Raw genomic sequence first — 23098 nt, forward strand, 5'->3', positions numbered from 1 at the left:
CCATGAGCGCGCGGTTGGCGTCATCGTTTTCGAGGTACGGAATCAGCGAGGCAGCCACCGAGACAACCTGTTTCGGCGAGACGTCCATGAACTGGATGTCGTCGCGCGATACCATGGTCGCTTCGCCAGCCACACGGGCGTTGACGAATTCATTCGCCAGCATGCCCTTCTCGTCCACGGTCGCATTGGCCTGCGCGATGGAATAGATGCTCTCTTCCATGGCCGACAGGTAGACCACTTCATCAGTCTGCTTGCCGTTCACGACCTTGCGGTACGGGCTCTCGATGAAGCCGTACTTGTTGACGCGGGCATGGGTCGCCAGCGAGTTGATCAGGCCGATGTTCGGGCCTTCCGGCGTCTCAATCGGACAGATCCGGCCATAATGGGTCGGGTGCACGTCGCGCACCTCAAAGCCGGCACGTTCGCGGGTCAGACCACCTGGGCCGAGCGCTGACAGGCGGCGCTTGTGGGTGATTTCCGACAGCGGGTTGGTCTGGTCCATGAACTGCGACAGCTGCGAGGAGCCGAAGAATTCACGCACCGAAGCCACAACCGGTTTCGCGTTGATCAGGTCATGCGGCATGACCGTATCGATATCGACAGAACCCATACGCTCCTTGATCGCGCGCTCCATGCGCACGAGGCCGATGCGGTAATTGTTTTCCATCAGCTCGCCGACCGAACGGACACGACGGTTGCCGAGGTTATCAATGTCGTCGACTTCGCCCTTGCCGTCCTTCAGGTCGAGGATGACCTTCATGACACCCAGAATGTCGTCATGGCGCAGCACGCGCATGTCGTCAGGAGCGGCCTCATAGCCGGGCACGCCCACATTCAGGCGCATGTTCATTTTCACGCGGCCAACAGCCGAGAGATCATAACGCTCCGGATCGAAGAAGAGCTGGCCGAACAGGGCGTCAGCGGCGTCCTGGGTTGGCGGCTCACCTGGGCGCATCACGCGATAGATGTCCGACAGGGCTTCAAAACGGGTTTCGTTCTTGTCGGCCTTCAGCGTATTGCGCAGCCAAGGGCCACGGCCGGACGCATCAATGTCGAGCACTTCGATCGTGCTGATGCCGTAATCGCGCATTTCCGCGATGATTTCTTCTTCCAGCATGTCGCCAGCTTCGCCGAAGATCTCACCGGTTTCGGTGTTCACAACATCACGCGCCAGGAACTTGCCGACCAGAGCGTCGGACGGCACGAGGATCTCGTCTGTATTGGCTTCCGCGATCCGCTTGGCCTTCAGGGCGGTGATCTTCTTGCCAGCTTCGGCAACGGATTTGCCGGTCTTGGCATCAACAAGGTCGTATTCGGGCTTCACACCCTTCCACGCATCGGCGCGGAAACCGGTGATCCAGCCAGCCTTGTCCATGCGATAGATGGAGTTGGTGTAGAACAGGTCGAGGATCTGCTCGGTGTCATAGCCGAGCGCATAGAGCATCGTCGTCGCCGGCAGCTTGCGCTTGCGGTCGATACGGATGTTCAACACGTCCTTGGCATCGAACTCGAAGTCGAGCCACGAACCACGGTAAGGAATGATGCGGGCTGCGAACAGCAGCTTGCCGGAGGCGTGGGTCTTGCCCTTGTCATGATCGAAGAACACGCCCGGAGAGCGGTGCATCTGCGAGACGATCACACGCTCGGTGCCGTTCACCACAAACGTACCCTTGTCAGTCATCAACGGGATGTCGCCGAGATAGCATTCCTGCTCTTTGACTTCCTTGACCGAGCGGGCGCCCGTGTCTTCGTCGACATCGAACACGACGAGCTGGAGGCGAACCTTCAGCGGCGCCTGATAGGTCAGGTCGCGCTGGACGCACTCTTCCACGTCGAATTTCGGCGTTTCAAATTCATAAGAGACATATTCCAGCGTCGCGCGCTCGGAAAAGTCGGAGATCGGGAACACAGACTTGAACACGCCACCCAGGCCATCATCCGTCCGCTTGTCGGCGGGGGTGTGCATCTGGAGGAAGTGTTCGTAGCTTTCGCGCTGAACCTCGATCAGGTTTGGCATTTCGATGGCTTCGGGAATGCGCCCGAAGGATTTGCGGATACGTTTCTTTTCCGTGAAGGAGAGTGCCATCCCAGGATCCCATTTTTTGTGTCGTCAGCCACCGGGCTGACAACTATATCGCCAGAACGCGAGTTCGCGGCGGCCTCAAAATGAAACCGCCGCGCAAGTCTTGATAGGGCAACGCCTCGCGCGAACGCCGCCCGGATTTGAAGTCGCCGGAGCTTACTTGAGCTCGACTGTTGCGCCGGCTTCTTCGAACTTCTTCTTGAGCTCTTCAGCTTCTGCTTTCGGAGCGCCTTCCTTGACAGCTTTTGGAGCAGCTTCAACGAGCTCCTTGGCTTCTTTCAGGCCGAGGGACGGCTGAACTTCGCGGACAAGCTTGATCACGTTGATCTTCTTGTCGCCAGCGGAGGTCAGAACCACGTCGAACTCGTCTTTTTCTTCTGCAGCAGCAGCGCCGCCCGCATCACCAGCAGCGGCTGCAACAGCAACCGGAGCAGCGGCGGAAACGCCCCACTTGTCTTCGAGCAGTTTCGCCAGCTCAGCCGCTTCGAGAACGGTAAGAGCGGAGAGGTCTTCGACAATCTTTTCGAGATCTGCCATTTTTCTAATTCCTGTTTGGTTCGGTGTTTGTAGTCTTTAAAGTGCGAAAACGGGTAGCTTATGCGGCATCCTTGGAGCCGTAGGCCGCCACCACGCGAGCGAGCTGGCCAGCCGGAGCCTGAACGACGCCTGCAACTTTCGTTGCCGGTGCCTGCAGGAGGCCAATAAGCTTGCCACGAAGTTGGTCGAGAGAAGGCAGTTTCGCGAGGCTTTCGACGCCTTTGGCATCGAGAACCTGATCGCCCATCACCGCGCCGAGGATTACGAGTTTGTCGTTTTCCCTGGCAAACTCGTCAGTGGCTTTCGCCGCCGACACCGGATCGGGAGAGTAAGCAATCGCCACAGGACCTGAGAACAGTTCCTGGGCAGCATCGCCGCCTTGTCCGTCCAGAGCGATTTTCGCCAGACGGTTCTTGACCACCTTAAGCTGTGCGCCATCCTTACGGAGCATGCCGCGCAACTTGGTCATTTCCGCAACGGTAAGACCGGTATAGTGCGTCACGACGACAGCACCGGACTCGCCGAAAACCCCTTTGAGGGTTTCGAGAGCCACTGTTTTTCCAGCTTTATCCATAGCGGGTCTCCAGTTTGAGGCGCCCGGACCATCCGGCCGCCCTGGTAATCGCCTTCTGGCCTTGCAGCCTTCCAGCGCCTGCCCAGGGATTGGCCTGCCCGGTTTTTTAACTCAGGGCGCTAACCCCTTGTATCCGAACCGTTTATACGCCTCACCCCGTCTGCATAGGTGACAGAAGACTGTCTTTATCCCCCTGAAAAGAGGGGCCTATGGTCTAGGACAGGAAAACGGGAGGTCCCCGATGCATATCAGAGAACTCCCGTCAAGAGCGGGTTGTTAACGCTTCTTGTGGAAACCCGCAACCCCCCAGAGTCAGAAAATGTCAAGGGTGGGGCGGAAACCGAATACGCACGAGACAACGACGATGACCCCCGTCACCTGCGAATGCCTCCAAGCGGGGGTTTTTTTCCGCTTCTGTCCCCTCCTGAGGACGCTAGCCCCTCCTCCAGAATCCGCGGTGAAACCGCGCTGCCTTCCGCAATCGCATTCACTTCATAGTATCCTGAATGAACCTGAACAGAATCGGCGGCCAATACCCGTCCACCAGCATCGAACAGGGTGTAGTGAATCACCGCGCCCCCTGCGATCTCAAACGGCATATCGCCCAGCGTCGACCAGATATTCTTCTTTGTATAATAAGAGCCGCCCGCCGCATCGATCTTTACCTCCAGGAAATGCGTGAACGCCGCCCCCCGATACGCCCTGGCCTTCAATAGTTCCGACATTGCGAGAGGACCGTCCAATGTGGACAGCGCCGTCAGCAATTCATCATAAGTCTTTTTGTAGGCGGCGACGACCGTATCAAATTCCGCCTGCGCCGCTTTGGCAAGCTTTAGAGCGTCTTCCACTTTTTTTATCGCGGTTTTCAATTCCTCCGGCAAATTATCAAAGGTCTTGCCCTTGGACGGGGGTTTACTAACCTTGGCCAGCCGCTGCTCAATGTCTTTCAAATCCTTTTTGAATCCATCTTGCCAGTCGTTCAGCTCGCCAAGAAGGTCCTTCTTTTCTGTCAATGCCGTCAACACGGCATCCGTTTGCGTGCCGCTAATCAGGAGCGCGAGCGACTCTCGCGTGTAGAGTTCTGGTTGCGCGTCACCGGCGACTATGCAGCTGGCGACCTGCGAGACGAAAAGGTCATCAAACCCGTCCACATCGAAACCTCCAACTTGAAAGTCCGTCGCAAACAATTGCGCAAACCCGGCCAGAGTGCTGCCAATGGCCTGCGCACCCAAAACACTGGTGACCGGGTCGCCTCCGGCTACCGCCTCGATATCACCACCTCCGGCTACCGCCTTGCCATCACCACGTTCGGGCCACCGTATCTTCTCGGCATCATCCAGCGACTCAACTACTTTACCCAGCTCCTCATCCACTAAGGCGTACTTGGCACCCGCGTCCTCCGACAGCTTATCCAAATAATTTAGATGAAACTCGAAAAGCACATTCGCCACGCCCGGATCAGGAGATCCCGCCGTCCGAACGAATAGTTTAGCGGGCTTATAAGCTTGGACAGTCACCAGCGTGCCTGATGGTGTGGCAAGCGGAGCGCCCCCCTGAACATCGATTGGTTTGTTTGCAGCAACGATGAACCACGTATCCGCCTCAAGCCTGATAGCTTTGGCGGACAAGATACCGCCCACTGTGCGCTGTGAGATGTGGCTGCATACCCGCCCCGCCGCTGAGCGCGATGCAGCGGCGGCTAACAACTTCCCTTCAATTTGCCCGGCACCCTCTTTCAGCTCGACCTCGCCAGATTTGTCTGGATCAAATTCTGGAGTCAGCGATTTCAGCTTTTCGGCTTCAGCAAACTTGTCCGCTATGGCGGCCTCGTTAAGCGCCTTCTGAGCATCCGCTTCCGCCTTCTGAGCATCCGCCTCGGCTTTTCTCAGGGCAACAGCAGCATCCAGGGTTGCCCGCTCTTCTTCACGTGCGGTCTTTATCGTCCCGCACAGGCTCTGGAATGCAGCCGGCTCAAGGCTGCCCCGCTGTCCGCTCAGGCAATCGTCCCATGATACACTTTGCGCCTCAGCTGCCCCGACCACCCCAAAAGCGACCACCACGGCCAATAAAATCCGTTTCATTTTCCCCATCCCCATGGTTAACCCAAATTAACTTTTAACACTTTTTGGTTGAAAAACATACCCCGACCTCTATCCGACGAACTCCCAACCCTCCGTCTCAATCAAATCAATCGCTTGCGAAATAGCTCGCCAATCTCATCCCCCTCGTCTGGGGCTGGGCGATACTGCACCGCATGGAAACGCATCCCGACCCTATCCCCACGGCCGCTGAGCCGGACCGGCTTGAAGCCGTCGCGCGGGAGATCGCCGCCAAGATGGTGGCCGCGCTGACAAGGCTTGCGGGCAACGGCCTCGCGCTGGCCCGGCGCGGCATGCAGGATTTGCCCTTCGTGGAAGACTTGCTGCGCCGCGTGATCTATCTCATGGCCCTGCGGCTGGATGCGCCCGCCCCGGCGCCTGCGGCAATCCCGAAGCGCCCGGCTGCCTCCGCCCCCTCTGCCGAGATGGAACGCGAACCGCGCGCGCCCCGCTTCCGCCTGATCGAACCGGAACAGGACCGCGATCCGCGCCGCCTGCTCACCCCGGCTGAATGCCCGCGCGTAACGCTGATGGATGACACGGCGCAGCCCTTCATTCCCCCCATCAATCCGGCTCCCAAGCCCCCGCGCCCAAGGCCCGGTTTCGAAGATCGCTATCTCCGCCGGACCCAGGCGCTCGCCGATGCCCTTGCCAATCTCGACACGTATGCGATGCGCATGGCCCACTGGATAGCCCGGCAAGCATCGGATGGCGCAAAGCGGTTGAGCCCCCTCGCCGCCGCGCCCGCGCCGGAATATGCTGAGATAGCAAAGACGGAGCCAGCCGTGCCGGTCCTGTCCGATCTCTACCTCCTCGTCCTGATGGCGCTCGGCTCGGATACGAGCTGACCCCCACACTCATCGCCAGTCCTGACCAAACGCCCCGGTCCCACCGGCGGCGGCGCATCTGCTGCGGGTTCACCCTCCCCCCCCGTGTGCAAGTGTCGCGTTCGCATCCTGGAAAGGGCGCGCTATAGCCGCGCCCCATGCCTGCGCTGTTCAGACATCTCCGCCTCCTTGCGCTTCACCAATGTCGAGGCGCGCCTGATCGGCTTTGACCTTGATGCAGGCATGCGCCGGGGATGCGACCATGGGGGCTATTTGTATCACAACCAAAAAAGCCCGGCGCATCGCTGCGCCGGGCTTCACTGTGTTCTCTCTCTAATCCGATGTCGGACTTAAGCCGTCTGGTTGACTTCCGCCGTGTCGATCATCACGCCTGCGCCCATTGTGGAGGACAGGGAGATCTTGCGGATGAACTGGCCTTTCGCGCCGGATGGGCGGGCCTTGGACAGCGCTTCGAGGAATGCTTTGACGTTGCTCTCGATGTCGCCTTCGGAGAAGCTGGACTTGCCGATACCAGCATGGATGATACCGGCCTTTTCGACGCGGAACTCAACCGAGCCGGACTTCGCATCCTTGACGGCCTGAGCCACGTTCGGCGTGACCGTACCGACTTTCGGGTTCGGCATCAGGCCGCGGGGCCCGAGCACCTTACCGAGACGACCGACAACGGCCATCATGTCTGGCGATGCGATGACGCGATCAAAGTCCATGAAGCCGCCCTGGATTTTTTCCATCAGGTCTTCAGCGCCGACGAAATCGGCTCCGGCTTCCTTGGCTTCTTCTGCCTTGGCGTCCTTTGCGAACACGGCGACGCGAACGTCCTTGCCGGTGCCCGACGGAAGGTTGACCACGCCGCGGACCATCTGGTCAGCATATTTCGGGTCAACGCCGAGGTTCACGGCGATTTCGACGGTCTCGTCAAACTTCGCCTTTGCGTTCGATTTCACCAGAGCAACGGCTTCGGTGATCGTGTAAGCCTTGTCGGCATCCACGGATTCGAGAATTGCGCGGGTACGCTTTCCTGGTTTCGCCATGATGCTTACTCCGTCACTTCGATGCCCATTGCGCGGGCGGAACCGGCAATGATTTTCGAGGCTGCGTCGAGGTCGTTCGCGTTCAGGTCTTCCATTTTCATTTCCGCGATCTCGCGAACCTGAGCCATGGTGACCTTGCCGACCGTCTCATAGCCCGGCTTGTTGGCGCCGGAAGCAGGCTTCTTGCCGAGCTTCAGCTTGGCAGCCTTCTTCAGCAGCACAGTGGCCGGAGGAGACTTCACAACGAAGGTGAAGGATTTGTCCTGATAGTAGTCGATCACGACTGGAACGGGCAGACCCTGTTCCATGTTCTGGGTCTTGGCGTTGAACGCCTTACAGAATTCCATGATGTTGATTCCGCGCTGACCGAGCGCCGGGCCGACAGGCGGCGACGGGTTGGCTTGGCCGGCAGGAATCTGGAGCTTGAGGTGCCCCAGGAGTTTCTTAGCCATATTGTCCTCTCGAACGTTTCAGATGGGGCGGTGGTCTTTCGATCCGCCCGGTTACTTTGGAGGTTCGTGGTCTGGCCGGGCTAACGGCCTCCCACGGAAGTGGGGCGTATGGCTGAAATGCCCTATGGGGTCAAGGGGATCGGGCAGATGGTCGCCGGGCAAATCCCCAAACAAAAAGGCCGCCTCCTTTCGGAGACGGCCAATCTGATACAACTGAAAAAGTCCTGACGGACTATTCAGCGGTGATCGTGTCGACGGCGGTCTTGCCGCTGCGCTTGTCAACGGCGGTCGTGAAGGAAACCTTCTGGCCTTCGGACAGGGCACGCATGCCAGCGCGCTCAAGCGCCGTGGCGTGCACGAACACGTCGGTGCCGCCATCGTCCGGCTGGATGAAGCCGAAGCCTTTTTGGTCGTTGTAGAATTTTACGGTGCCACTTGTCATGAAACACTCCTGATTAGATGCGGTCCTGCAACATGCGGGTCCGCGGGAACACGAATTTTGTATGGGAGGTCTCTGAAGGAGTGGCAGGGCAAGCCCGTTCACTCAATGCCTGATCGTCCGGCGAAAAGTCGAATTCCCCATATAACGGGTATTTCCACCAATACAACCGCGCGTCTCCACCCGCGACTGTTTAAAACACGCAAAAGCCCGGCAGCACAGGGCAACCGGGCTCTCGAAATTCTGGTCAGCCGGCCGACTACATCAGCGCATAACCCCGCGCATTGATATAACGCTTCAGCTCTTCGGCCCGGCGCAGTGGATCCGGGTGGGTGGACATGAACTCGGCCGGGCGCTGGCCTTCCGACTGCGCGGCCATCAATTCCCACAAGCGCACGGATTCGCGGGTGTCATAACCGGCATTGTGCATGTAATCGACGCCCAGCTTGTCAGCCTCCAGCTCATGTCGGCGGCTATAGGGCAGGATCACGCCGAATTGCATGGCCGCGCCACCGAGAGCGCCGATGGCCGTGCCATACTTGCTGAGCTCTTCTGACTGCGCGACGGCGATCTGACCCGCCATCAGGCCAACTTGCGCTGCGGTCGAGACCGACAGGCGCTCTGCAGCATGGCGGCCGACCACGTGGCCGGTCTCATGGCCCAGCACGGACGACAGCTGGTCGTCATTCTCGGTGAGTTCGGTAATGCCGCGATAAATGCCGACGCGGTTGCCAGGCATCACGAACGCGTTGACGTCATCGGTGTCGAACACCGCCACGTCCCAATTGGCGTTCGGGTCGATATGACCCGCCTTCACTGCGCCATCAGACGTACGCTCCCAGACGCTCAGCACCTGGTTTTTCAGGCGCGAGTTCGAGACAACGGGCGTCTGCGATTTCATGTCGGTCCAGGCCGTTGCAGCCATGCTGGCCACCTGCTCTTCCCCGAACAGGATCAGCTGGCTGGATCCGGTCGCCGGGTTTGTGGTGCAGCTGGAAATGAAGGGAAACACGGTGCCTGCGGCAATACCGGTAATCAGCGCGCGGCGCGACAGGCGCACCTGCGGTGCGCCGGCCAGAACTTCGCTATCAAATTCAACTAGATCGGCCATCTCATTCTCCCTATCGCCTCGAGCCAGAGGTTACCCCTGCACCCTCAAAAAGCAATCGCACCCCTGCACGATTGGTTCCCAACTTGAACGATTACGGCTGAATAGGCCCTGAATGGGCGGTTGCCTAGGCGTCCTCGTCCACCGTGTCGCCTGCCAGGATCGCCGCTTGCTGCACCCAGCCCTCACGTGTGATCCGACCAGAGAAATTGAGCTCATGATCCACCCATGTGACGTTTTCAGGCGTCCAGGCAGCGATCTGGTCATAGTGCCAGATGCCCATACTGTTCAGCACTTCCTGAATCTTCGGCCCCACACCGCCAATGATGGTCAAATCATCCGGCGTGTTGGCAACGGGCTTGTCGAGCGCCATCGGCTGTACGCCTGCGGGCCCCTCTTCTGCGGTCTCGTCGGACCCGGAGTCGTCATCCGCCTCTTCCGTGTCCGCTTCGACGAAATCCGCCTCGTCTTCGGGCTCGGACTCACTCTCGGCCACGCCCAGTTCGGCGGCGTTGTCTGACGCTTCGTCTTCCTCATCGGTCAGTTCGAGCGCTGCCAGGATAGCCCGGCTGGCCTCATCTGCGCGGTCGATATCGGTCTCTTCTTCTGACCCGTCGGCGGGCACTTCATCATCTGCATCGACCTCGGCAGTCTCTGCATAGTCTTCAGCCAGTTCGTCCTCGACGGGCGTCAGTTCTGTATCGTCGAACTCTGTCTCTGCCTCAGCAGGCGCCTCATCGGCGAACCGGTCAACAATCTCGAAAGCAGGTACATCCGGTTCAGCGTCAGGATCAGCGGCCAGCTCGGCTGGCGCTTCCGGCTCCTGTTCAGCCTCAAACTCAATCGCCTCTTCGATGTCATCTTCGGCATCTTCCGCGAGTTCTTCGGCAAAGTCGGCTTCGTCACTTGGCTCGGCTTCAGGCTCGGCAAGCTCAACCTCCGGCTCGTTTTCAGCTTCGCCATCAAAGTCCGGCACGGATTCCAGTTCAATTTCGGGCTCGGTCTCCGGCAAGTCCGGAAGAGGCTCCGGCGTGATGGCCGCTTCGGCAACCGCGTCGGCCTCAATGCCCTCTTCCTCGGCGTCTTGGTCGCCTTCGAAATAGGCAAGGCGGCCTTCCAGAAAACGATTGCGCCAGCGCAGGCGGGCCAGTTCTTCTTCCGCCTCACCATTGCCGTTACGCCCGCTTGGCGTAGCTGCCGGGGCTTTCACCTTGGCGAGTTCATCTTCCAGTGCTTCGACGCGCTGCTTCAGGAAATTCTTTTGCCATTCTGCCTTGGCCGCATCGGCGTCGCTGGTCTCGCCAGTCGCCATCGCGGCAGGCGCAACAGGTGCCGCCTCCGCAGGGGATGCACCAGCGGCTTCGCTGCCCCCCTCGCCGATCATGGCTTCCAGGTGGCGTACACGGCTTTCGAGGTGGCGGTTGCGCCAGACCAGCGCCGGGTTCGGATCGGTCGCGCCGCCAACAGCAGCAAGCGTGCCCACAGCGCCAGCTCCTGCCGCACCCGCAGCCTTTGCGCCGCTCACCAGCGCCTCGTCGGCTTTCGCCTTCAGCGCTTCCAGCTCGCTCTTGGCGCGGCTCAATTCATCACTCATGCGCTGGAATTTCACATTCTGCTCGGCCTGAGCCTCACGCGCATTCGTATTGCCCACCGGCTGACCACGCTGGGCCGCATACAGGCTTTCAATCTCTTCCTTGGCCTGTTCGAGTTCGGTCTGGGTAACATCGCGCTCGACCATTGCGCGCCGCATTTTTCCAACCAGCATCATGCCGCGAATGGACCAACCCAGCAGCAAACCGAATACGGCAACCCCTGCCAGCGCCGCCCACATATGTGCCAATAGCCACGCCATCATTCGCTCCGTTCTCGAACCTTGAACCCAATCCGGCGATTCTTCGCCCGACCGTCTTCTGTCTCATTACTCTGCACAGCCTCGTCGGGACCATACCCAATTACAGTCAGCCGCGCAGGAGAAAATCCGGCCGAAACCATATAATCCCGCACAGCCAGCGCCCGTGCCTCGCTGAGGGCAATGTTTGCCTCCCGCTCGCCCGTGGAGTCGGTATGGCCGCCCACTTCAAACACCAGATCTCGCGCACACCGCTCAGATACGGTCATGACCTTGTCCAGCGTCAGGCCGCTTTGACGGCTAATGTTTGCCAGGCCGGTCTCGAAATACACCTTGTTGGTCTCCATCACCGCGTCAAAGGCCTGCTGGCAGGCCGCAACCGGGTCTGCCTGAAAGTCGATGTCGCGAATCTCGTCCACATCTACCTGCACCGTATCGGCGAAGACTGTGACAGGATAAGGGCCGCCAAGATTGGCCATATCCTGCTGGAGGTAGGCAATCGTGGACCCTGACGCCTCGCCCTCGAAACTGAGACCGGTTTCCTCTGGCTCGAACGCCATTTCGCCGGACCGGAACTTGGCAAAATGCGGCAAGCCCACGCGCACGCCGTTCAGCCAGCCCGGATGAGGCTCGCCAGCGACCTCCATCTCGTCACGTACGGTGCGCGCATAATATTGCTTGGCGATCGTCAGGATTTCCTCGCGCTCGGCTTCGCTGGCGACCTTGCCGGACAGCACCAGTTCGCCGTCGCCATGCGCCGCGCTCCACAAGGCCGGGCCGCGCAGGAAAGGCTCCCCCCGGAACGGGGCGGTCACATTGGCGATGTCGGCCGAAACCCGCGCGCGGGTCGCAGTCTCCATAGACACCCCGCGCAACCGGACGCGCGTGTCATGCAGGCGGGCTTCGCCTGTATCGAGTTCAGCCAGGCTGTCCAATGCGAGCCGGGCCATGCCCTGCCAGTAAGCGGCTGGCGCGCCATTGGCCAGCTGCATACGGTCTTCAACCGCGCCATCGCCAGCATGCGAACCGGCATAGGCCAGAAGGTCAGCGCGAATGGTACGCGAGGGAACATATCCCATCAGGATATAGTCGCCTGCACCAGTCTTGATGGCGCGCCAGACATAGGGGGTCACCGGCGGCGCAGTGCCCACCCCACTCTCGACCATGGTCACTCCGCCAAGGATGATCCCGCCTGACCCGCTGGATGTCAGCACGGTTTCAGCTGCTGCTTCTATGGCATCCATGGAGGGGGCTTTGCCGGTCAACTCGGCGCGTTGGCCATGCATGCGCACGCCTGCCCAGTCAAAGCCCTGCTCGGCCAGCGCCGCATTGGCGTTGGCCTCCAGCCGCGCTTGGAGGTTTACAGGCGTGTTCGCTGACTGGTACACGGCCCACCAGCCCGTGCAGATCAAGCCAACAAGGGCCACAAATCCAAAAAGGTAGTCGAGCAGTCTCATAGAGGCCCCGCGACCTCCTCCATTGCTAATCCCCTGATAATCAGGGATGCCCTATTCAGCATGTCCTCGCAAGAGTTACCCCGCAGAGTCAGAGACGCCGAATCCCCAGCATGACCCGCCAGATTGAGACGATCAGCAGCGCATCAAACCCGCTCATCAAGTCCTTGAAAAGTCTTGAAAGAAAGAAAGGCCGCGCCGAAACAGGCCTGTTTCTCGCAGAAGGCGCGCGCCTGATCGGCCAGGGGCTTGCAAACGGTTGGAAGGCGGACTCGCTGATTGTCGCGGCAAGCATGGCAGATCGGCCACACCTCGCGGAATTGATCCGTCAGGCAGAGACTTCCGGCACGCGGGTCGTGCTGGCCGCCGACAAACTGATGTCGCGTATCACCCACAAGGACAATGCGCAGAGCGTGGTCGCGGCGTTCCACCAGCGCCATCTCGGCCTTGATGCCCTGCCGCAAGACAGCAATGGCCTGTTTGTCGCCCTTTATGAAGTGCGTGACCCCGGCAATTTGGGCACGATCCTGCGCACGGCCGACTGCGCTGGCATTTCCGGCGTGATCCTGATCGAAACCTGTTGTGACCCTTACAGTTTCGAGGCCGTGCGCGCCTCCATGGGCTCGATCTTCGACATGCCCTTTGCGGCCGCCTCGTTCGACCAGTTCAACGCCTGGCGCAAAGGGCTTGGCCTGACCATGAGCGCCGCGTCGGTCAATGGCACGGCCCGCCATGACCGCACCGATTTCACCTCCGGCGCGGTCATCATCATGGGCAATGAGCAATCCGGCCTGCCGCCCGAAGCCGAAGCCGCCTGCGACCAGCTCTGCCTGATCCCGATGCGGGGCGGCGCCGACAGCCTCAATCTCGCCCAGGCCACCGCCATCATGACCTATGAAGCGTGGCGCCAGAGGGATTTCAAATGAAGACCGAAACCCGCCTCCTGATCGCCGACGACTGGAAAGACTACGCCCTGCTCGACAGTGGCCACTTGCAGAAGCTTGAGCGCTTCGGCAGCCAGACCGTCATCCGGCCCGATCCCCAAGCTTTCTGGGAGCCAGCCCGCCCCTTGGAAAGTTGGCGCGCCGATGCGCAGTTTTCTGCGAAGTCGCAAGATGATGACGGCGCGGGCAATTGGGAAGTGCTGTCTCCCAAGGCGCTCGACAGCTGGCCGATGCAATGGAATGGCCTGACCTTCGAGGCGCGCCGTGCTGCCTTCCGGCATATGGGCGTGTTCCAGGAACATTCGGTTCACTGGCGCTTCGCGCAGGAGAAGATCCGCGCAGCCGGCCGTCCGATCAAGGTGCTCAACCTGTTCGGCTATACCGGCATGATGTCGCTCGCCTGCGCAGCCGCGGGCGCCGAAGTGGTCCATCTGGATGCCAGCCCGAAATCAAACGGCTATGGCAAGGATAATCAGGCGATGAGTGGCCTGCAGGATCGGTCCATTCGCTGGATCGCCGATGACGCCATGAAGTTTACCGCCCGCGAGGTCCGGCGTGGCAACGAATATGACGCCATCATCCTGGACCCGCCGAAATTCGGACGCGGCCCGAAGAATGAAACCTGGCGGTTCGAGGAAAACTTGCCCGAATTGCTGGACGTCGTGAAGCAGCTGCTCAGTGACCGGCCCCTGTTTGTGATCCTGACGGCCTATGCCGTGCGTCTGTCTTATCTGGCCCTGTCACAGGCGCTGGCTGACCGGCTCTCCCCGCTGGGCGGTGTGATGGAGACCGGCGAGATGGCCCTGCCCCAGCAAGGTTCAGACCGGCTCTTGCCGACAGCCATCTATGCACGTTGGCACGCGGGCGCCTGACCGCACGCCTCTTTCTGCGCAGCCAGACAAAACAGCCCTTAGCCCGGTTCGGGTGAAACGCTAAGCGCTGATACCGCACCCGTTAAAAACAAAAACGGCGGCTCCGAAGAGCCGCCGTTCCTGTTTCTGTTACGTCGTCAGACTTAGAAGTCGAACGTCGCACCCATGAAGATGTAGCGACCAAGAGCGTCGTACACTTGTGGGTAGGTGTTACCGTTACCCGGCGCCGTACCGACAACCGAGGAAAGCGGTGGATCTTCGTCCAGGACGTTGTTCACGCCGAGACGCAGGGACATGTAGTCCGTCGCGTTCCAGGAACCGGAAAGATCGAAGTAGTTCTGGGCATCCAGAACACCGTTGATGGTGCCATCGTCACCACCTGAGATTTCGACTTCCGAGAAGTGGCGCCACGTACCGGTGACACTGAACAAGCCTTCGGCATCAGCCCAGGTCATGGAAGCCTTGTGGCGGTATTCTGGCGAAGCACCGTTGGCAACTTCCGTACCACCACCGGAGGCACAGCTGCCGCCGTAGTAGCCGACACAGTCGAAGATATCAGCGCCGGTGGAGTTCGGCAGTGGCTTGGTCTCGAGAGATTCAAGCATCGTACCGACATAGTCGAAGTCGATTCCGCCGCGAGCATCCAGGTCCAGAGCGTAGCTGGCCAGAAGGTCGAAGCCGGAGGTCGAAAGCGAACCGGTGTTGATGTTGGTTGCAACGATGTAGCCGGTCTGACCCGCCCACAGTGTGCCGCCATTGCCGCGATTGACGAGCGAACAGAAGAACGTGTCGCCGGTTTCAAGGCAGGTATCGAGTGCCAGTTCCTGTGGAACCGTACCCACGAGGTCTTCAACAGTGATGTCGAAGTAGTCGAGGGAAACTGTCAGACCCGGGATCATCGACGGCGTGGCCACGAAACCAATCGTGTACGTATCAGCCGTTTCCGGTGTCAGATCAGGGTTACCACCGGTCAGCGTGTTGAACTGGCCAGCTGGGTTATCCGCGATATTGCCGTACTGAGCAGCGGTCACGCCAGTGTTTGCACACTGTGCAGCCGTTGCCGTTGGCGTCGTGCCAGCACATGGATCGTAGATGCCGTTTGAACCTTGAGTCAGGTCGAACAGGCCGATGGACTGTGTCGAGAAGAGCTCGAAGATGTTGGCAGCACGAACAGCGCGCTGGAAGGACCCGCGGAAGCGGATGTCTTCAACCGGAGCATATTCCAGACCAACCTTGTAGGCGTCGGAAGACACGGAGTCATAGTTCGACCGGCGATAAGCAAGATCGACACCCAGGGACTCAACCCCCTCATAACCTTCGATCAGTGGTGCGTTGACCTCTGCGAAGTAGTCATAGACTTCCTGCGAACCGGCGATTGGGTTCGTAGGTCCACCCTGACCAGCGCCGTCACCGGACTGGAAGTTGGAGTCTGGACGCGAGTTCAGGCTGTCACGGCGATATTCCACACCGAACGCAACCTTGATGCCTTCTTCGGCCATCGGAGACACGACGCCATAGTCGGCGAGGTCTGCGAAGGTTTTGGCGGTCACAACGGTCTGCTTGACGTCACCATCGCGGAACAGCGGGTTGACGACGTATGCCAGTGCGGCATCGCTTGGACCTGCACCGGAGAAAATGTCGTACGGAGCACAAGCTGCGTCGTCATTGTTCGGATCGGCGTCGGCGTTGACCGCACAGACAATGTTGCCTGTTCCGTCATCAACAGCGTAGAGCGCTTTGGACATTTTGGAGATCGAGAGGTCGTTATTGTAGACTTCGGCGCGGTGGACGTTGGCGTACACAGCGGAGATGTCATAACCCCATGGCGAGTCGCCAATGGTGCCCTGAAGACCAATTACGCCACGATATGTGGTGTGACGAATGTCGTTGTTGCGGTTACCGCCTTCGACGTTCCGGCGAAGGAACAGGACGTCGCCGAGTCCAGCAATATCAGAGCCAGACGCACCACGGTCCGTACAGATGAAGTCAACCTGTTGGGCGCTGAGGAACGGGTTATCACAGTTGATGCCGCCGTTCTCACCAGCCACACCGTAGCCGAACACACCGGATGGCGCGATCTGGGAATTGGTCTGGTTGTCCATGAACATGAATTCGCCATACGCGTTCACATATGGGTTGATGTCATAGTTCGCGAACGTACCGAACGAGTAACGCTCGTTCGGGCGCTGGAAGTGGTTATACGGGTTGTAGTTGAACGTATCGGAAGTGAAGTTACGTGCAACGAACTCGTCGGTCGTTGGGTCAACACGTGCCCAGAGACCGGTCGGCAGGTTGGAGCCGAGGTCCAGAATGTTGGTGAACTGGTTCGTGGACGAACCGGCACATGTGAAGTCGTTACCACCATTGGTGGTGGACAGGGCACACTGCGAATAGTCGCGGTTAGCCTGAAGAACTTCCTTGGTGTTCTGGAAGCTGGCGAAGCCCATGACGTGACCGCGGCCATTGTCCAGCTTGCCACCGAAGGCAGCCGTGATGTCAACGGACTCACCATCAGACGTCGAGCCATCCGGAACCGTGAACTGGGAAGGGTTGTCAGCTGCGAAGCCACCCAGGATGTCCTGGATGTAGCTGTTGGAGTTGTCGTGCTGGTAGAAGGAGTAGTTACCTTCCAGACGAACACCTTCGAAATCCGTGTCGAGCACGAAGTTCACAACACCGGCAACAGCGTCAGAACCGTAGGTTGCGGACGCACCACCGGTCAGGATGTCAACTTTCTTCACCATTGCGGCTGGGATGAAGTTGATGTCCGGAGCAGCAGTGTTCAGCGAGCCGTATGGCAGGCGGCGGCCGTTCAAGAGCGTCAGCGTGCGGGAAGCACCCAGGCCGCGAAGGTTGACCGAAGCCGTACCGGTCGCGCCGTTGGCGAGGGCGGAACCCTGAGCACCGAATGCCTGTGGCAGGGCGTTGATCATGTCTTCCGCACGGACAACACCACGCACGTCGAAGTCGGCGGAGCCGAGGGACGTAACCGGGCTGGTCTCAACCAGGTTGCCGCTTTGCGGGATCAGCGAGCCCGTGACGACGATGGTCTGTTGTACGGATGCTTCTTCCCCGTCCGCCTCTGCTACAGCAATTACGTCTTCATCTGCGTCTTGGGCGTACGCTGGCAGCGCAGCAGCTGCAGCAAGTGCAGCGCCGGCAAATACCGACGACGCCAATAGGCGCTTCTTCAAGTTAAGTTCGCTCACCTGAACCTCCGAAAGGATTGTCAAAAAAATGTGTCCACATCATGCAGACAAACCTGGCCCCCTAGACCAAGTCTTACCGGGCAGTAAGGATTGGGCACCCTGCATAGTCAATTGGATGCAGCGGCGCTCACAAGCAAAATGACACCAGTGTGACAGAATCGCATCACCTTTTTGGTCGGTTTGGGGCAATATTGTTCCAGATACGCCTGATAAATCCGAAAAAATGCCCCGAACGGATTTTGCGGCGCCCTCCACTATGCTTGTTTTTCAGGCAGGCCACCTGAATTCGAGCCGAGCTTCATCCTGCGCCTGATCGCATTTCAGGCAATTCGCCGTGATCAGACCAGCATGAAGCTGACAACGACCAGGGAAATGCCCAGCGTCACGCCCACGATCAGGATTGAGAACAACAGGATCAGGGTTCGCAAGGCAGCCATGAATCGCCCCGTCTCGTAAGTCACGCGCAATTGGCGATAGAGATACGCAATGCCGACCAGCACCCCACCCAAGATAAGCTCGCCAAGCCAAGCTGCGTTCACAGCGGCGAGCACAATTAAGAAGGTCGCTGTCAGATAGATGAAGGTCTGCACATGCAGCGCGGTGATCACATGGTCATAGATGTACCGGCTGCGGTGCCACGCATACAGAATCGTCAGCATGAAGGCCAAGATAGGCAGGAACATCAAACTGAATCTCGGCGCCCATTCCCGAATGCGCGCGCCATAGCGATCCTGGTTCTCGTACACGGTCGCCGCATGGTCGGCGGCGCGCCATGCCTGCTCGCGCTCCGCGGGGGTCGCATCCTCGTCCAGTCTTGAAGTGACCTCATCATAAAGCGCGTCGCGATTGATGCGGCCGTCATCCGTCATGATACGCTGAAATGTGATGCCGTGCTCCGCCTGTAGCAATTCCAGCTGGATGAGCTCGCGCTCATCCGGCGTCAGGTCGGGGTCTTCTGCCCGGGCGCGCAATTCCTCCAGCCCCTCTTCGGTCACCACCGGAAGAGGCTCACCATCCTCCCCTATCCCGACATCGATCCCGTTTTCCAGGAGGCGGTCGATCTTGAGAGAATTGTACCAGCCCATCTGATCGCCGAGCGTGAACAGGGTCAGGAAGAAGATCACAGACGCCATCAGGAACATGCGGAAAGGCGGCACATAGCGTGCGCGCTTTCCATCCAGATAGTTCCGGGTCATCCGGCCAGGGCGGAACAACAACATGGGCAAGGACCGCCACAAGCGGCCATCCAGCGCAAATACGTCCGCCAGACTGCTCGCCACCAGATCCCAGACCGGGCGATGGAAGTCAGACGCCAATTGGCCGCACGTTGTGCAGAACCGGTCCTCGACGATGGTCTCGCAATTTGCGCAAGGCAAACCGGACTTTACCGGATGATGGTCTCCGGTCGACAAGCCACTTGCCGACCCGAGACCTGCGGCCTCCATTTCATGTTCCATTTCGAGACCCCCGTCTGTTTACCGCTACTCGGCGCTGAGCCCCTCCCGGCACAGAAAGCGCGAGCGATGCTGATCCTTCGCATTTTCTTCCCAGCCGGTCAGCTCCGGATCGACCATGTTCTTGGTCACCTGAAACCACATCGGCGTAATCGGATATTCTTCGAGCATCAGTTCTTCAGCGGCTGCGAAGACTTCTGCCCGCATCTGCAGATCCAGCTGCTGGTTCGATTGGCTCAGAAGCGCATCATACTCCGGATTGGAATAGTCGCCATAGTTTTGCTGGCCCGTTTTGGAATCGAGCAGGTAAAGAAAGTTGATCGGATCATCGAAATCCGCGACCCATGCCGCATCCGCTACCGAGAAGTTTCCGGTCCGCAAGCGCGAATAGAGCACTTTTGTATCCTGTTTCACGATGGTCGGGTTAACCCAGGGGGCGATATCACTCCAATTGGACTGAGCGACCGGCGCCACCTTCGGATTGTCGTCCGTCGAACGGTGAATGAATTCGAACTCAAGCGGATTGCCCGGGCCGAACCCTGCCGCTTCCAGCAGGCTGCGCGCCTCGGCAAGCCGATCTTCGCGTGAGGTGTCCTTCCAATCCATGGATGGCCGACTGACATCGTAATTATTGATGCCCGGTGGCACGAAGGAATACGCTGGCAGATAGCCCTGTGTCAGCACGTTGCGAACCATGAACTCCCGGTCGAGCGCCATTGAAAGGGCCTTGCGCACGCGCACATCGTCGAACGGCTCAACGGTGGTGTTGAATGTCCAGTAGGTCGAGATGAGAGAAGGTGTCGTGCGCAGCCAGCCGGGGAATTTCGCATCCAATTCGGTATAGCGAGACCCGTCAAAGGCATTGTTGATGTCCAGTTCGCCGGCGGAAATCTTGTTCTCGACGGCCGACAGGTCTTCCAGTTCCAGATACACGACCCGATCAAAACACGCCTCCGGCGCGCCAAATCCGGTCGGGTTCTTGTCGGCGACCAATTGGTCACCCGTGCGCCAGTAGACCAGCTTGTAAGGACCGTTGACGACAATATTTTCCGGCTGGATCCACGCATCTCCGTGCGCTTCGATGGCCCAACTCGGCAACGGATAGGTCGTGTAATGGCTCAACAAGCCAAGCAAATAAGGCGCCGGGTATTCCAAAGTGATTTCCAGCGTCTTGTCGTCGATGGCTTTCACGCCCAGTTCTGCGGGCGGCAATTCCTGTGAACTCACCTTTTGCGCATTCTTGATCAACCAGAGGAGCGACGCGTATTGCGAAGCTGTCTCCGGGTTCTGGATGCGGCGCAGGCTGTAGACGAAGTCGCCGGCAGTGACGGGCGTGCCGTCAGACCAGACATGATCACCCAAAGTGAAGGTCCAGACCAAACCATCTTCACTGACTTCATAACTGTCGGCCATACCCAGCACCGGGCGGCCATCTGGGCCATCCGTGGTCAGGCCGATGATCATGTCGCCAATGATAATGTTCTCCCACTGCGCGGATGATTTGTTGGGGTCCAGCGTGTCCACCTTGGCCGAAATTCCCCGGCGCAGGGTCGGCACGTCAGAGGCTGCGGAATCCCCACTGCCCCCGCAGGCGGCCAGTGTCAGGGCAAGTGCGGCAGCCAGGCCGGTTGTCATCAAGGCGTTCAACTTCATGGGTTTTGTGTCTCCAACGTCTTTTCCGCGATCGCGCGATTTGCAACACTGCTGCCAGACCATTACGGTTTTGCAAAGCCTTCCTGCTGGAAGTCGCACATGAGGTAACAGGAATGACCCGAATTTGGTGCATTGCAGGGATGATTTTTGCGCTTGGCGCAACAGCCACTGCACAAGATGTCTCAACCGATGACGTCTATGCCTGCACATCCGTCGCCGAAGATGCAGAGCGCCTTGCCTGTTACGATGCGGCTGTTGGACGGCTGCAAGCCGCCGAAGCGGCGGGCGACGTCACAACCGTGACCCGACAGGAAGTCGAACAGGTCCGCCAGGATTCCTTCGGCTTCTCCATTCCGTCCCTGCCCTCTCTGACGCTCGGCAAATCTGACGACCAGAGCCTCAAGGAGATAACGCTCCCTGTGAAAGCCGTGCGCGGCAATCGTGGAAATCTGGTGATCACGCTGGAAAATGGACAGATCTGGCGGCAAACCGATTCCAAGGCGCTGCGCAATAATGGCCAGACCGAAGCCCAGATCTATGAAGCGGCCTTCGGCAGCTACAAGATGAAACTGGATGGCGGCATCGCATTCCGGGTCGAACGTATAAAATAGTACGGGAATCCTTGCCGCAAACTTCAGCAAACACTGACCGAACCGCGCGCAAGCCAGCAATGGCTTGACCTATTCCGGGCACGTGACTTGCTGAATCGATGAAACCTTTCTCAGGCTGAGACGTAGTCCCGTCGAGCGACTGGAAGGGAACCTGCGTATCCGGACGAAGATCACTGCCCACAGGAATACGCGCTGGCTGAAGCGCTTTCGCCCGCCCCTTCTGTTTGCGCTGGCCGGCGCGGCGCTGGTCTTTGCGACGCCCTACCTACCTCAGTACATCCCTGACGGCTTTGTCTCAGGCGACCGGCTCGAGCGAATGGCAGGGATCAGTTCAGGCGTATTGTTCATCATCGCCTTTGGCTGGCTGGTCGGCACCATTGTCGATGCCTTGATCAAACGCCGTCTGGCTGGCCTGCACCTCGATGCAGAAGACAATCTGGAAGCGCGCAAATCGGCCACGCGGCTGGATGTCGTGCGCCGCGTCTGGATCGTCATTGCCGGAATCGTCACCCTCGCCGCCGCGCTCACCGTCATTCCCGGCGTGAAGCAGATTGGCGTCAGCCTGTTTGCATCGGCCGGAATCGCGGGCATCGCCATCGGCTTGGCGGCCCGTCCCGTACTCAGCAACCTGATCGCCGGACTGCAGATCGCCTTCACCCAGCCGATCCGGCTGGATGACGCCGTCGTCGTCGAAGGTGAATGGGGCTGGATCGAGGAAATCGGCCTCTTCTATGTTGTCATCAAGATCTGGGACTGGCGACGCCTCGTCGTGCCGCTCTCCTATTTCATCGAGACGCCTTTCCAGAACTGGACCCGCAAGAGCGCCTCCATCATCGGCAGCGTCTACTGGACGGTAGATTATCACGCACCCATCGCGCGGATGCGCGAGAAGCTGGAAGAGATCTGCAAGTCCACCCCGCTCTGGAATGGCGACGTGGTGAATCTGCAGGTTACCGAAGCCTCGGGCAATTCTGTAACTGTGCGCGGGCTCGCCTCGGCCAGCACGTCTCCGAAAGCCTGGGACTTGCGTTGCCTGATCCGTGAGCAGATGATCGAATGGCTTCAGGCCGAGCATCCCGAAGCCCTGCCCCGGCTGCGCGCTGATACGGATGTAAAATTGCCAGAGGATTTCGGCGGCTTTGCGCCCCAGCAGGGTTAGTCGCTACCAGGGATGGGTCTTGCCTTCAAAGTCCAGGAAGCGCAGCTCGCTTGATGGCCCTGCCGTGGTGATGACCGTGTAGAGACCAGCAGCACTCTGAGCCGGATTGACTGGCGCCTGCTTGCCACCCATGTCAGTGTTCACCCAGCCCGGATGCAGCGCGAGCAGGGTCACCCCCTTCTCCGCAAGTTCGGGCGCGGCGGCACGCAGGGCCATGTTCAGACCCGCCTTGGACGTGCGATAAATCAGTCCGAAAGACGCCTGCGTGTTCTCGATGGATCCCATCATGCTGGACAGGCTGGCCGCCATCTTCACATCGCTGGCCGCAATATTGTCCAGGAACGTATCGATCATTCGGATCGGCGCAATCGTGTTCACCGCCAGCATGTTGGCGAACGCGTCATAATCGAGATCCTTGAACGCAGCGAAACTGCCAATGCCGGCATTGTTGATCAGATAGTCGATGGGCTGGTCGCCGACCGCTTCCTTCAATGCCGCCACCGAAGCTGCATCGGTCACTTCTAGCGGATAAACTTTGGCGCCCGTCGCGTTCAGTTCGTTTGAGGTCTCAGGGTCGCGCGCCGTGGCAATCACGTCATGACCTTGAGCGAGAAACTTGCGGACAAGCTCCAGACCGATCCCACGATTTGCACCGGTGATAAGCGTGGTAGTCATAAAAACTCTCCGTCTGGATAGGTTTGGGTATATGGGAACGCGTCGGC

Annotated in this window: 19 protein-coding genes; 5 read left to right on the forward strand and 14 right to left on the reverse strand. The window is 59.3% G+C overall.

The window, feature by feature from the left end:
• The 4 genes from rpoB to B2P82_RS02795 all read right to left on the reverse strand — a co-directional run.
• On the reverse strand, positions 1-2086 hold a 2086-nt coding region (gene rpoB, locus B2P82_RS02780; RefSeq protein ID WP_290494995.1), incomplete at its 3' end, for a DNA-directed RNA polymerase subunit beta.
• A gap of 153 nt (positions 2087-2239) precedes the next feature.
• The gene (rplL, locus tag B2P82_RS02785) at positions 2240-2620 is read right to left on the reverse strand and encodes a 50S ribosomal protein L7/L12 (RefSeq protein WP_034812531.1); all 381 of its coding nucleotides are present in this window, start codon (positions 2618-2620) and stop codon (positions 2240-2242) included.
• Positions 2621-2678: 58 nt separating this feature from the next.
• Positions 2679-3194 carry a 50S ribosomal protein L10 gene (gene rplJ, locus B2P82_RS02790; RefSeq protein ID WP_034812533.1) on the reverse strand — a complete coding sequence of 172 codons (516 nt, stop codon included), beginning with the start codon at positions 3192-3194 and terminating at the stop codon, positions 2679-2681.
• Positions 3195-3568: 374 nt separating this feature from the next.
• The gene (locus B2P82_RS02795; protein ID WP_290494996.1) at positions 3569-5275 is read right to left on the reverse strand and encodes a hypothetical protein; all 1707 of its coding nucleotides are present in this window, start codon (positions 5273-5275) and stop codon (positions 3569-3571) included.
• Between the two features lie 173 nt (positions 5276-5448).
• On the opposite strand from B2P82_RS02795, the gene B2P82_RS02800 reads away from it, so the two are divergent.
• Complete coding sequence (locus B2P82_RS02800; RefSeq protein WP_290494998.1) at positions 5449-6141, forward strand: hypothetical protein; 693 nt, start codon at positions 5449-5451, stop codon at positions 6139-6141.
• A 329-nt stretch (positions 6142-6470) separates the two neighbouring features.
• On the opposite strand, the gene rplA is transcribed toward B2P82_RS02800, so the two are convergent.
• The 6 genes from rplA to B2P82_RS02830 all read right to left on the reverse strand — a co-directional run bounded on the left by rplA (position 6471) and on the right by B2P82_RS02830 (position 12477).
• Positions 6471-7172 carry a 50S ribosomal protein L1 gene (gene rplA / locus B2P82_RS02805; protein ID WP_290495000.1) on the reverse strand — a complete coding sequence of 234 codons (702 nt, stop codon included), beginning with the start codon at positions 7170-7172 and terminating at the stop codon, positions 6471-6473.
• A gap of 5 nt (positions 7173-7177) precedes the next feature.
• The gene (rplK, locus tag B2P82_RS02810; protein WP_027837369.1) at positions 7178-7624 is read right to left on the reverse strand and encodes a 50S ribosomal protein L11; all 447 of its coding nucleotides are present in this window, start codon (positions 7622-7624) and stop codon (positions 7178-7180) included.
• A 232-nt stretch (positions 7625-7856) separates the two neighbouring features.
• Entirely contained in the window at positions 7857-8066 is a 210-nt protein-coding gene (locus B2P82_RS02815; RefSeq protein ID WP_034812549.1) for a cold-shock protein, read from the reverse strand.
• A gap of 256 nt (positions 8067-8322) precedes the next feature.
• On the reverse strand, positions 8323-9174 hold the full coding sequence (locus B2P82_RS02820) for a M48 family metallopeptidase (RefSeq protein WP_051607589.1): 852 nt from the start codon (positions 9172-9174) through the stop codon (positions 8323-8325).
• A gap of 124 nt (positions 9175-9298) precedes the next feature.
• The gene (locus B2P82_RS02825; RefSeq protein WP_290495003.1) at positions 9299-11026 is read right to left on the reverse strand and encodes a helix-hairpin-helix domain-containing protein; all 1728 of its coding nucleotides are present in this window, start codon (positions 11024-11026) and stop codon (positions 9299-9301) included.
• The gene (locus tag B2P82_RS02830; RefSeq protein ID WP_290495005.1) at positions 11023-12477 is read right to left on the reverse strand and encodes an OmpA family protein; all 1455 of its coding nucleotides are present in this window, start codon (positions 12475-12477) and stop codon (positions 11023-11025) included. The genes B2P82_RS02825 and B2P82_RS02830 overlap by 4 nt, the downstream gene beginning before the upstream one ends.
• 110 nt (positions 12478-12587) lie before the next feature.
• Here B2P82_RS02830 and B2P82_RS02835 point away from each other — a divergent pair, with 110 nt between their 5' ends.
• Both B2P82_RS02835 and B2P82_RS02840 read left to right on the forward strand, forming a co-directional pair.
• A complete protein-coding gene (locus B2P82_RS02835) occupies positions 12588-13400 on the forward strand; it encodes a TrmH family RNA methyltransferase (RefSeq protein ID WP_290495007.1) in 813 nt (270 codons plus the stop codon).
• Positions 13397-14290, forward strand: a complete 894-nt coding sequence (locus B2P82_RS02840) for a class I SAM-dependent methyltransferase (protein ID WP_206992475.1) — start codon at positions 13397-13399, stop codon at positions 14288-14290. The genes B2P82_RS02835 and B2P82_RS02840 overlap by 4 nt, the downstream gene beginning before the upstream one ends.
• Positions 14291-14433: 143 nt before the next feature.
• Here the strand turns inward: B2P82_RS02840 and B2P82_RS02845 are convergent, their stop codons facing one another.
• The 3 genes from B2P82_RS02845 to B2P82_RS02855 form a co-directional block, all read right to left on the reverse strand.
• Positions 14434-17499, reverse strand: coding sequence for a TonB-dependent receptor domain-containing protein (locus tag B2P82_RS02845; protein ID WP_290495009.1), 3066 nt, complete (start codon positions 17497-17499; stop codon positions 14434-14436).
• A 338-nt stretch (positions 17500-17837) separates the two neighbouring features.
• Positions 17838-18956: a DUF3667 domain-containing protein gene (locus B2P82_RS02850; protein ID WP_206992473.1), complete on the reverse strand. Its 1119-nt coding sequence runs from the start codon at positions 18954-18956 to the stop codon at positions 17838-17840.
• Between the two features lie 24 nt (positions 18957-18980).
• Entirely contained in the window at positions 18981-20606 is a 1626-nt protein-coding gene (locus B2P82_RS02855; protein WP_290495012.1) for a peptide ABC transporter substrate-binding protein, read from the reverse strand.
• A 113-nt stretch (positions 20607-20719) separates the two neighbouring features.
• Here B2P82_RS02855 and B2P82_RS02860 point away from each other — a divergent pair, with 113 nt between their 5' ends.
• Both B2P82_RS02860 and B2P82_RS02865 read left to right on the forward strand, forming a co-directional pair.
• The gene (locus B2P82_RS02860) at positions 20720-21217 is read left to right on the forward strand and encodes a hypothetical protein (protein WP_290495014.1); all 498 of its coding nucleotides are present in this window, start codon (positions 20720-20722) and stop codon (positions 21215-21217) included.
• Positions 21218-21533: 316 nt separating this feature from the next.
• Entirely contained in the window at positions 21534-22376 is an 843-nt protein-coding gene (locus tag B2P82_RS02865) for a mechanosensitive ion channel family protein (protein WP_290478518.1), read from the forward strand.
• A 3-nt stretch (positions 22377-22379) separates the two neighbouring features.
• Here the strand turns inward: B2P82_RS02865 and B2P82_RS02870 are convergent, their stop codons facing one another.
• Positions 22380-23051 (reverse strand): SDR family oxidoreductase, encoded by a 672-nt coding sequence (locus B2P82_RS02870; RefSeq protein WP_290478519.1) that lies wholly within the window; start codon positions 23049-23051, stop codon positions 22380-22382.
• Positions 23052-23098 lie beyond the last annotated feature (47 nt).

Origin of the sequence: Hyphomonas sp. UBA4494 (assembly GCF_002388935.1) — a bacterium.
Classification (GTDB): domain Bacteria; phylum Pseudomonadota; class Alphaproteobacteria; order Caulobacterales; family Hyphomonadaceae; genus Hyphomonas.

Bases quoted from the DNA above. Each gene is read 5' to 3' on its own strand.
- B2P82_RS02860 (WP_290495014.1), top strand. From the start codon at position 20,720: ATGACCCGAATTTGGTGCATTGCAGGGATGATTTTTGCGCTTGGCGCA.
- B2P82_RS02820 (WP_051607589.1), bottom strand. From the start codon at position 9,174: ATGGCCGATCTAGTTGAATTTGATAGCGAAGTTCTGGCCGGCGCACCG.
- B2P82_RS02865 (WP_290478518.1), top strand. From the start codon at position 21,534: ATGGCAGGGATCAGTTCAGGCGTATTGTTCATCATCGCCTTTGGCTGG.
- B2P82_RS02835 (WP_290495007.1), top strand. From the start codon at position 12,588: ATGACCCGCCAGATTGAGACGATCAGCAGCGCATCAAACCCGCTCATC.
- B2P82_RS02830 (WP_290495005.1), bottom strand. From the start codon at position 12,477: ATGAGACTGCTCGACTACCTTTTTGGATTTGTGGCCCTTGTTGGCTTG.
- rplK (WP_027837369.1), bottom strand. From the start codon at position 7,624: ATGGCTAAGAAACTCCTGGGGCACCTCAAGCTCCAGATTCCTGCCGGC.
- B2P82_RS02870 (WP_290478519.1), bottom strand. From the start codon at position 23,051: ATGACTACCACGCTTATCACCGGTGCAAATCGTGGGATCGGTCTGGAG.
- rplL (WP_034812531.1), bottom strand. From the start codon at position 2,620: ATGGCAGATCTCGAAAAGATTGTCGAAGACCTCTCCGCTCTTACCGTT.
- rplJ (WP_034812533.1), bottom strand. From the start codon at position 3,194: ATGGATAAAGCTGGAAAAACAGTGGCTCTCGAAACCCTCAAAGGGGTT.
- B2P82_RS02800 (WP_290494998.1), top strand. From the start codon at position 5,449: ATGGAAACGCATCCCGACCCTATCCCCACGGCCGCTGAGCCGGACCGG.
- B2P82_RS02825 (WP_290495003.1), bottom strand. From the start codon at position 11,026: ATGATGGCGTGGCTATTGGCACATATGTGGGCGGCGCTGGCAGGGGTT.
- B2P82_RS02815 (WP_034812549.1), bottom strand. From the start codon at position 8,066: ATGACAAGTGGCACCGTAAAATTCTACAACGACCAAAAAGGCTTCGGC.
- B2P82_RS02850 (WP_206992473.1), bottom strand. From the start codon at position 18,956: ATGGAACATGAAATGGAGGCCGCAGGTCTCGGGTCGGCAAGTGGCTTG.
- B2P82_RS02840 (WP_206992475.1), top strand. From the start codon at position 13,397: ATGAAGACCGAAACCCGCCTCCTGATCGCCGACGACTGGAAAGACTAC.
- rplA (WP_290495000.1), bottom strand. From the start codon at position 7,172: ATGGCGAAACCAGGAAAGCGTACCCGCGCAATTCTCGAATCCGTGGAT.
- B2P82_RS02855 (WP_290495012.1), bottom strand. From the start codon at position 20,606: ATGAAGTTGAACGCCTTGATGACAACCGGCCTGGCTGCCGCACTTGCC.
- B2P82_RS02795 (WP_290494996.1), bottom strand. From the start codon at position 5,275: ATGAAACGGATTTTATTGGCCGTGGTGGTCGCTTTTGGGGTGGTCGGG.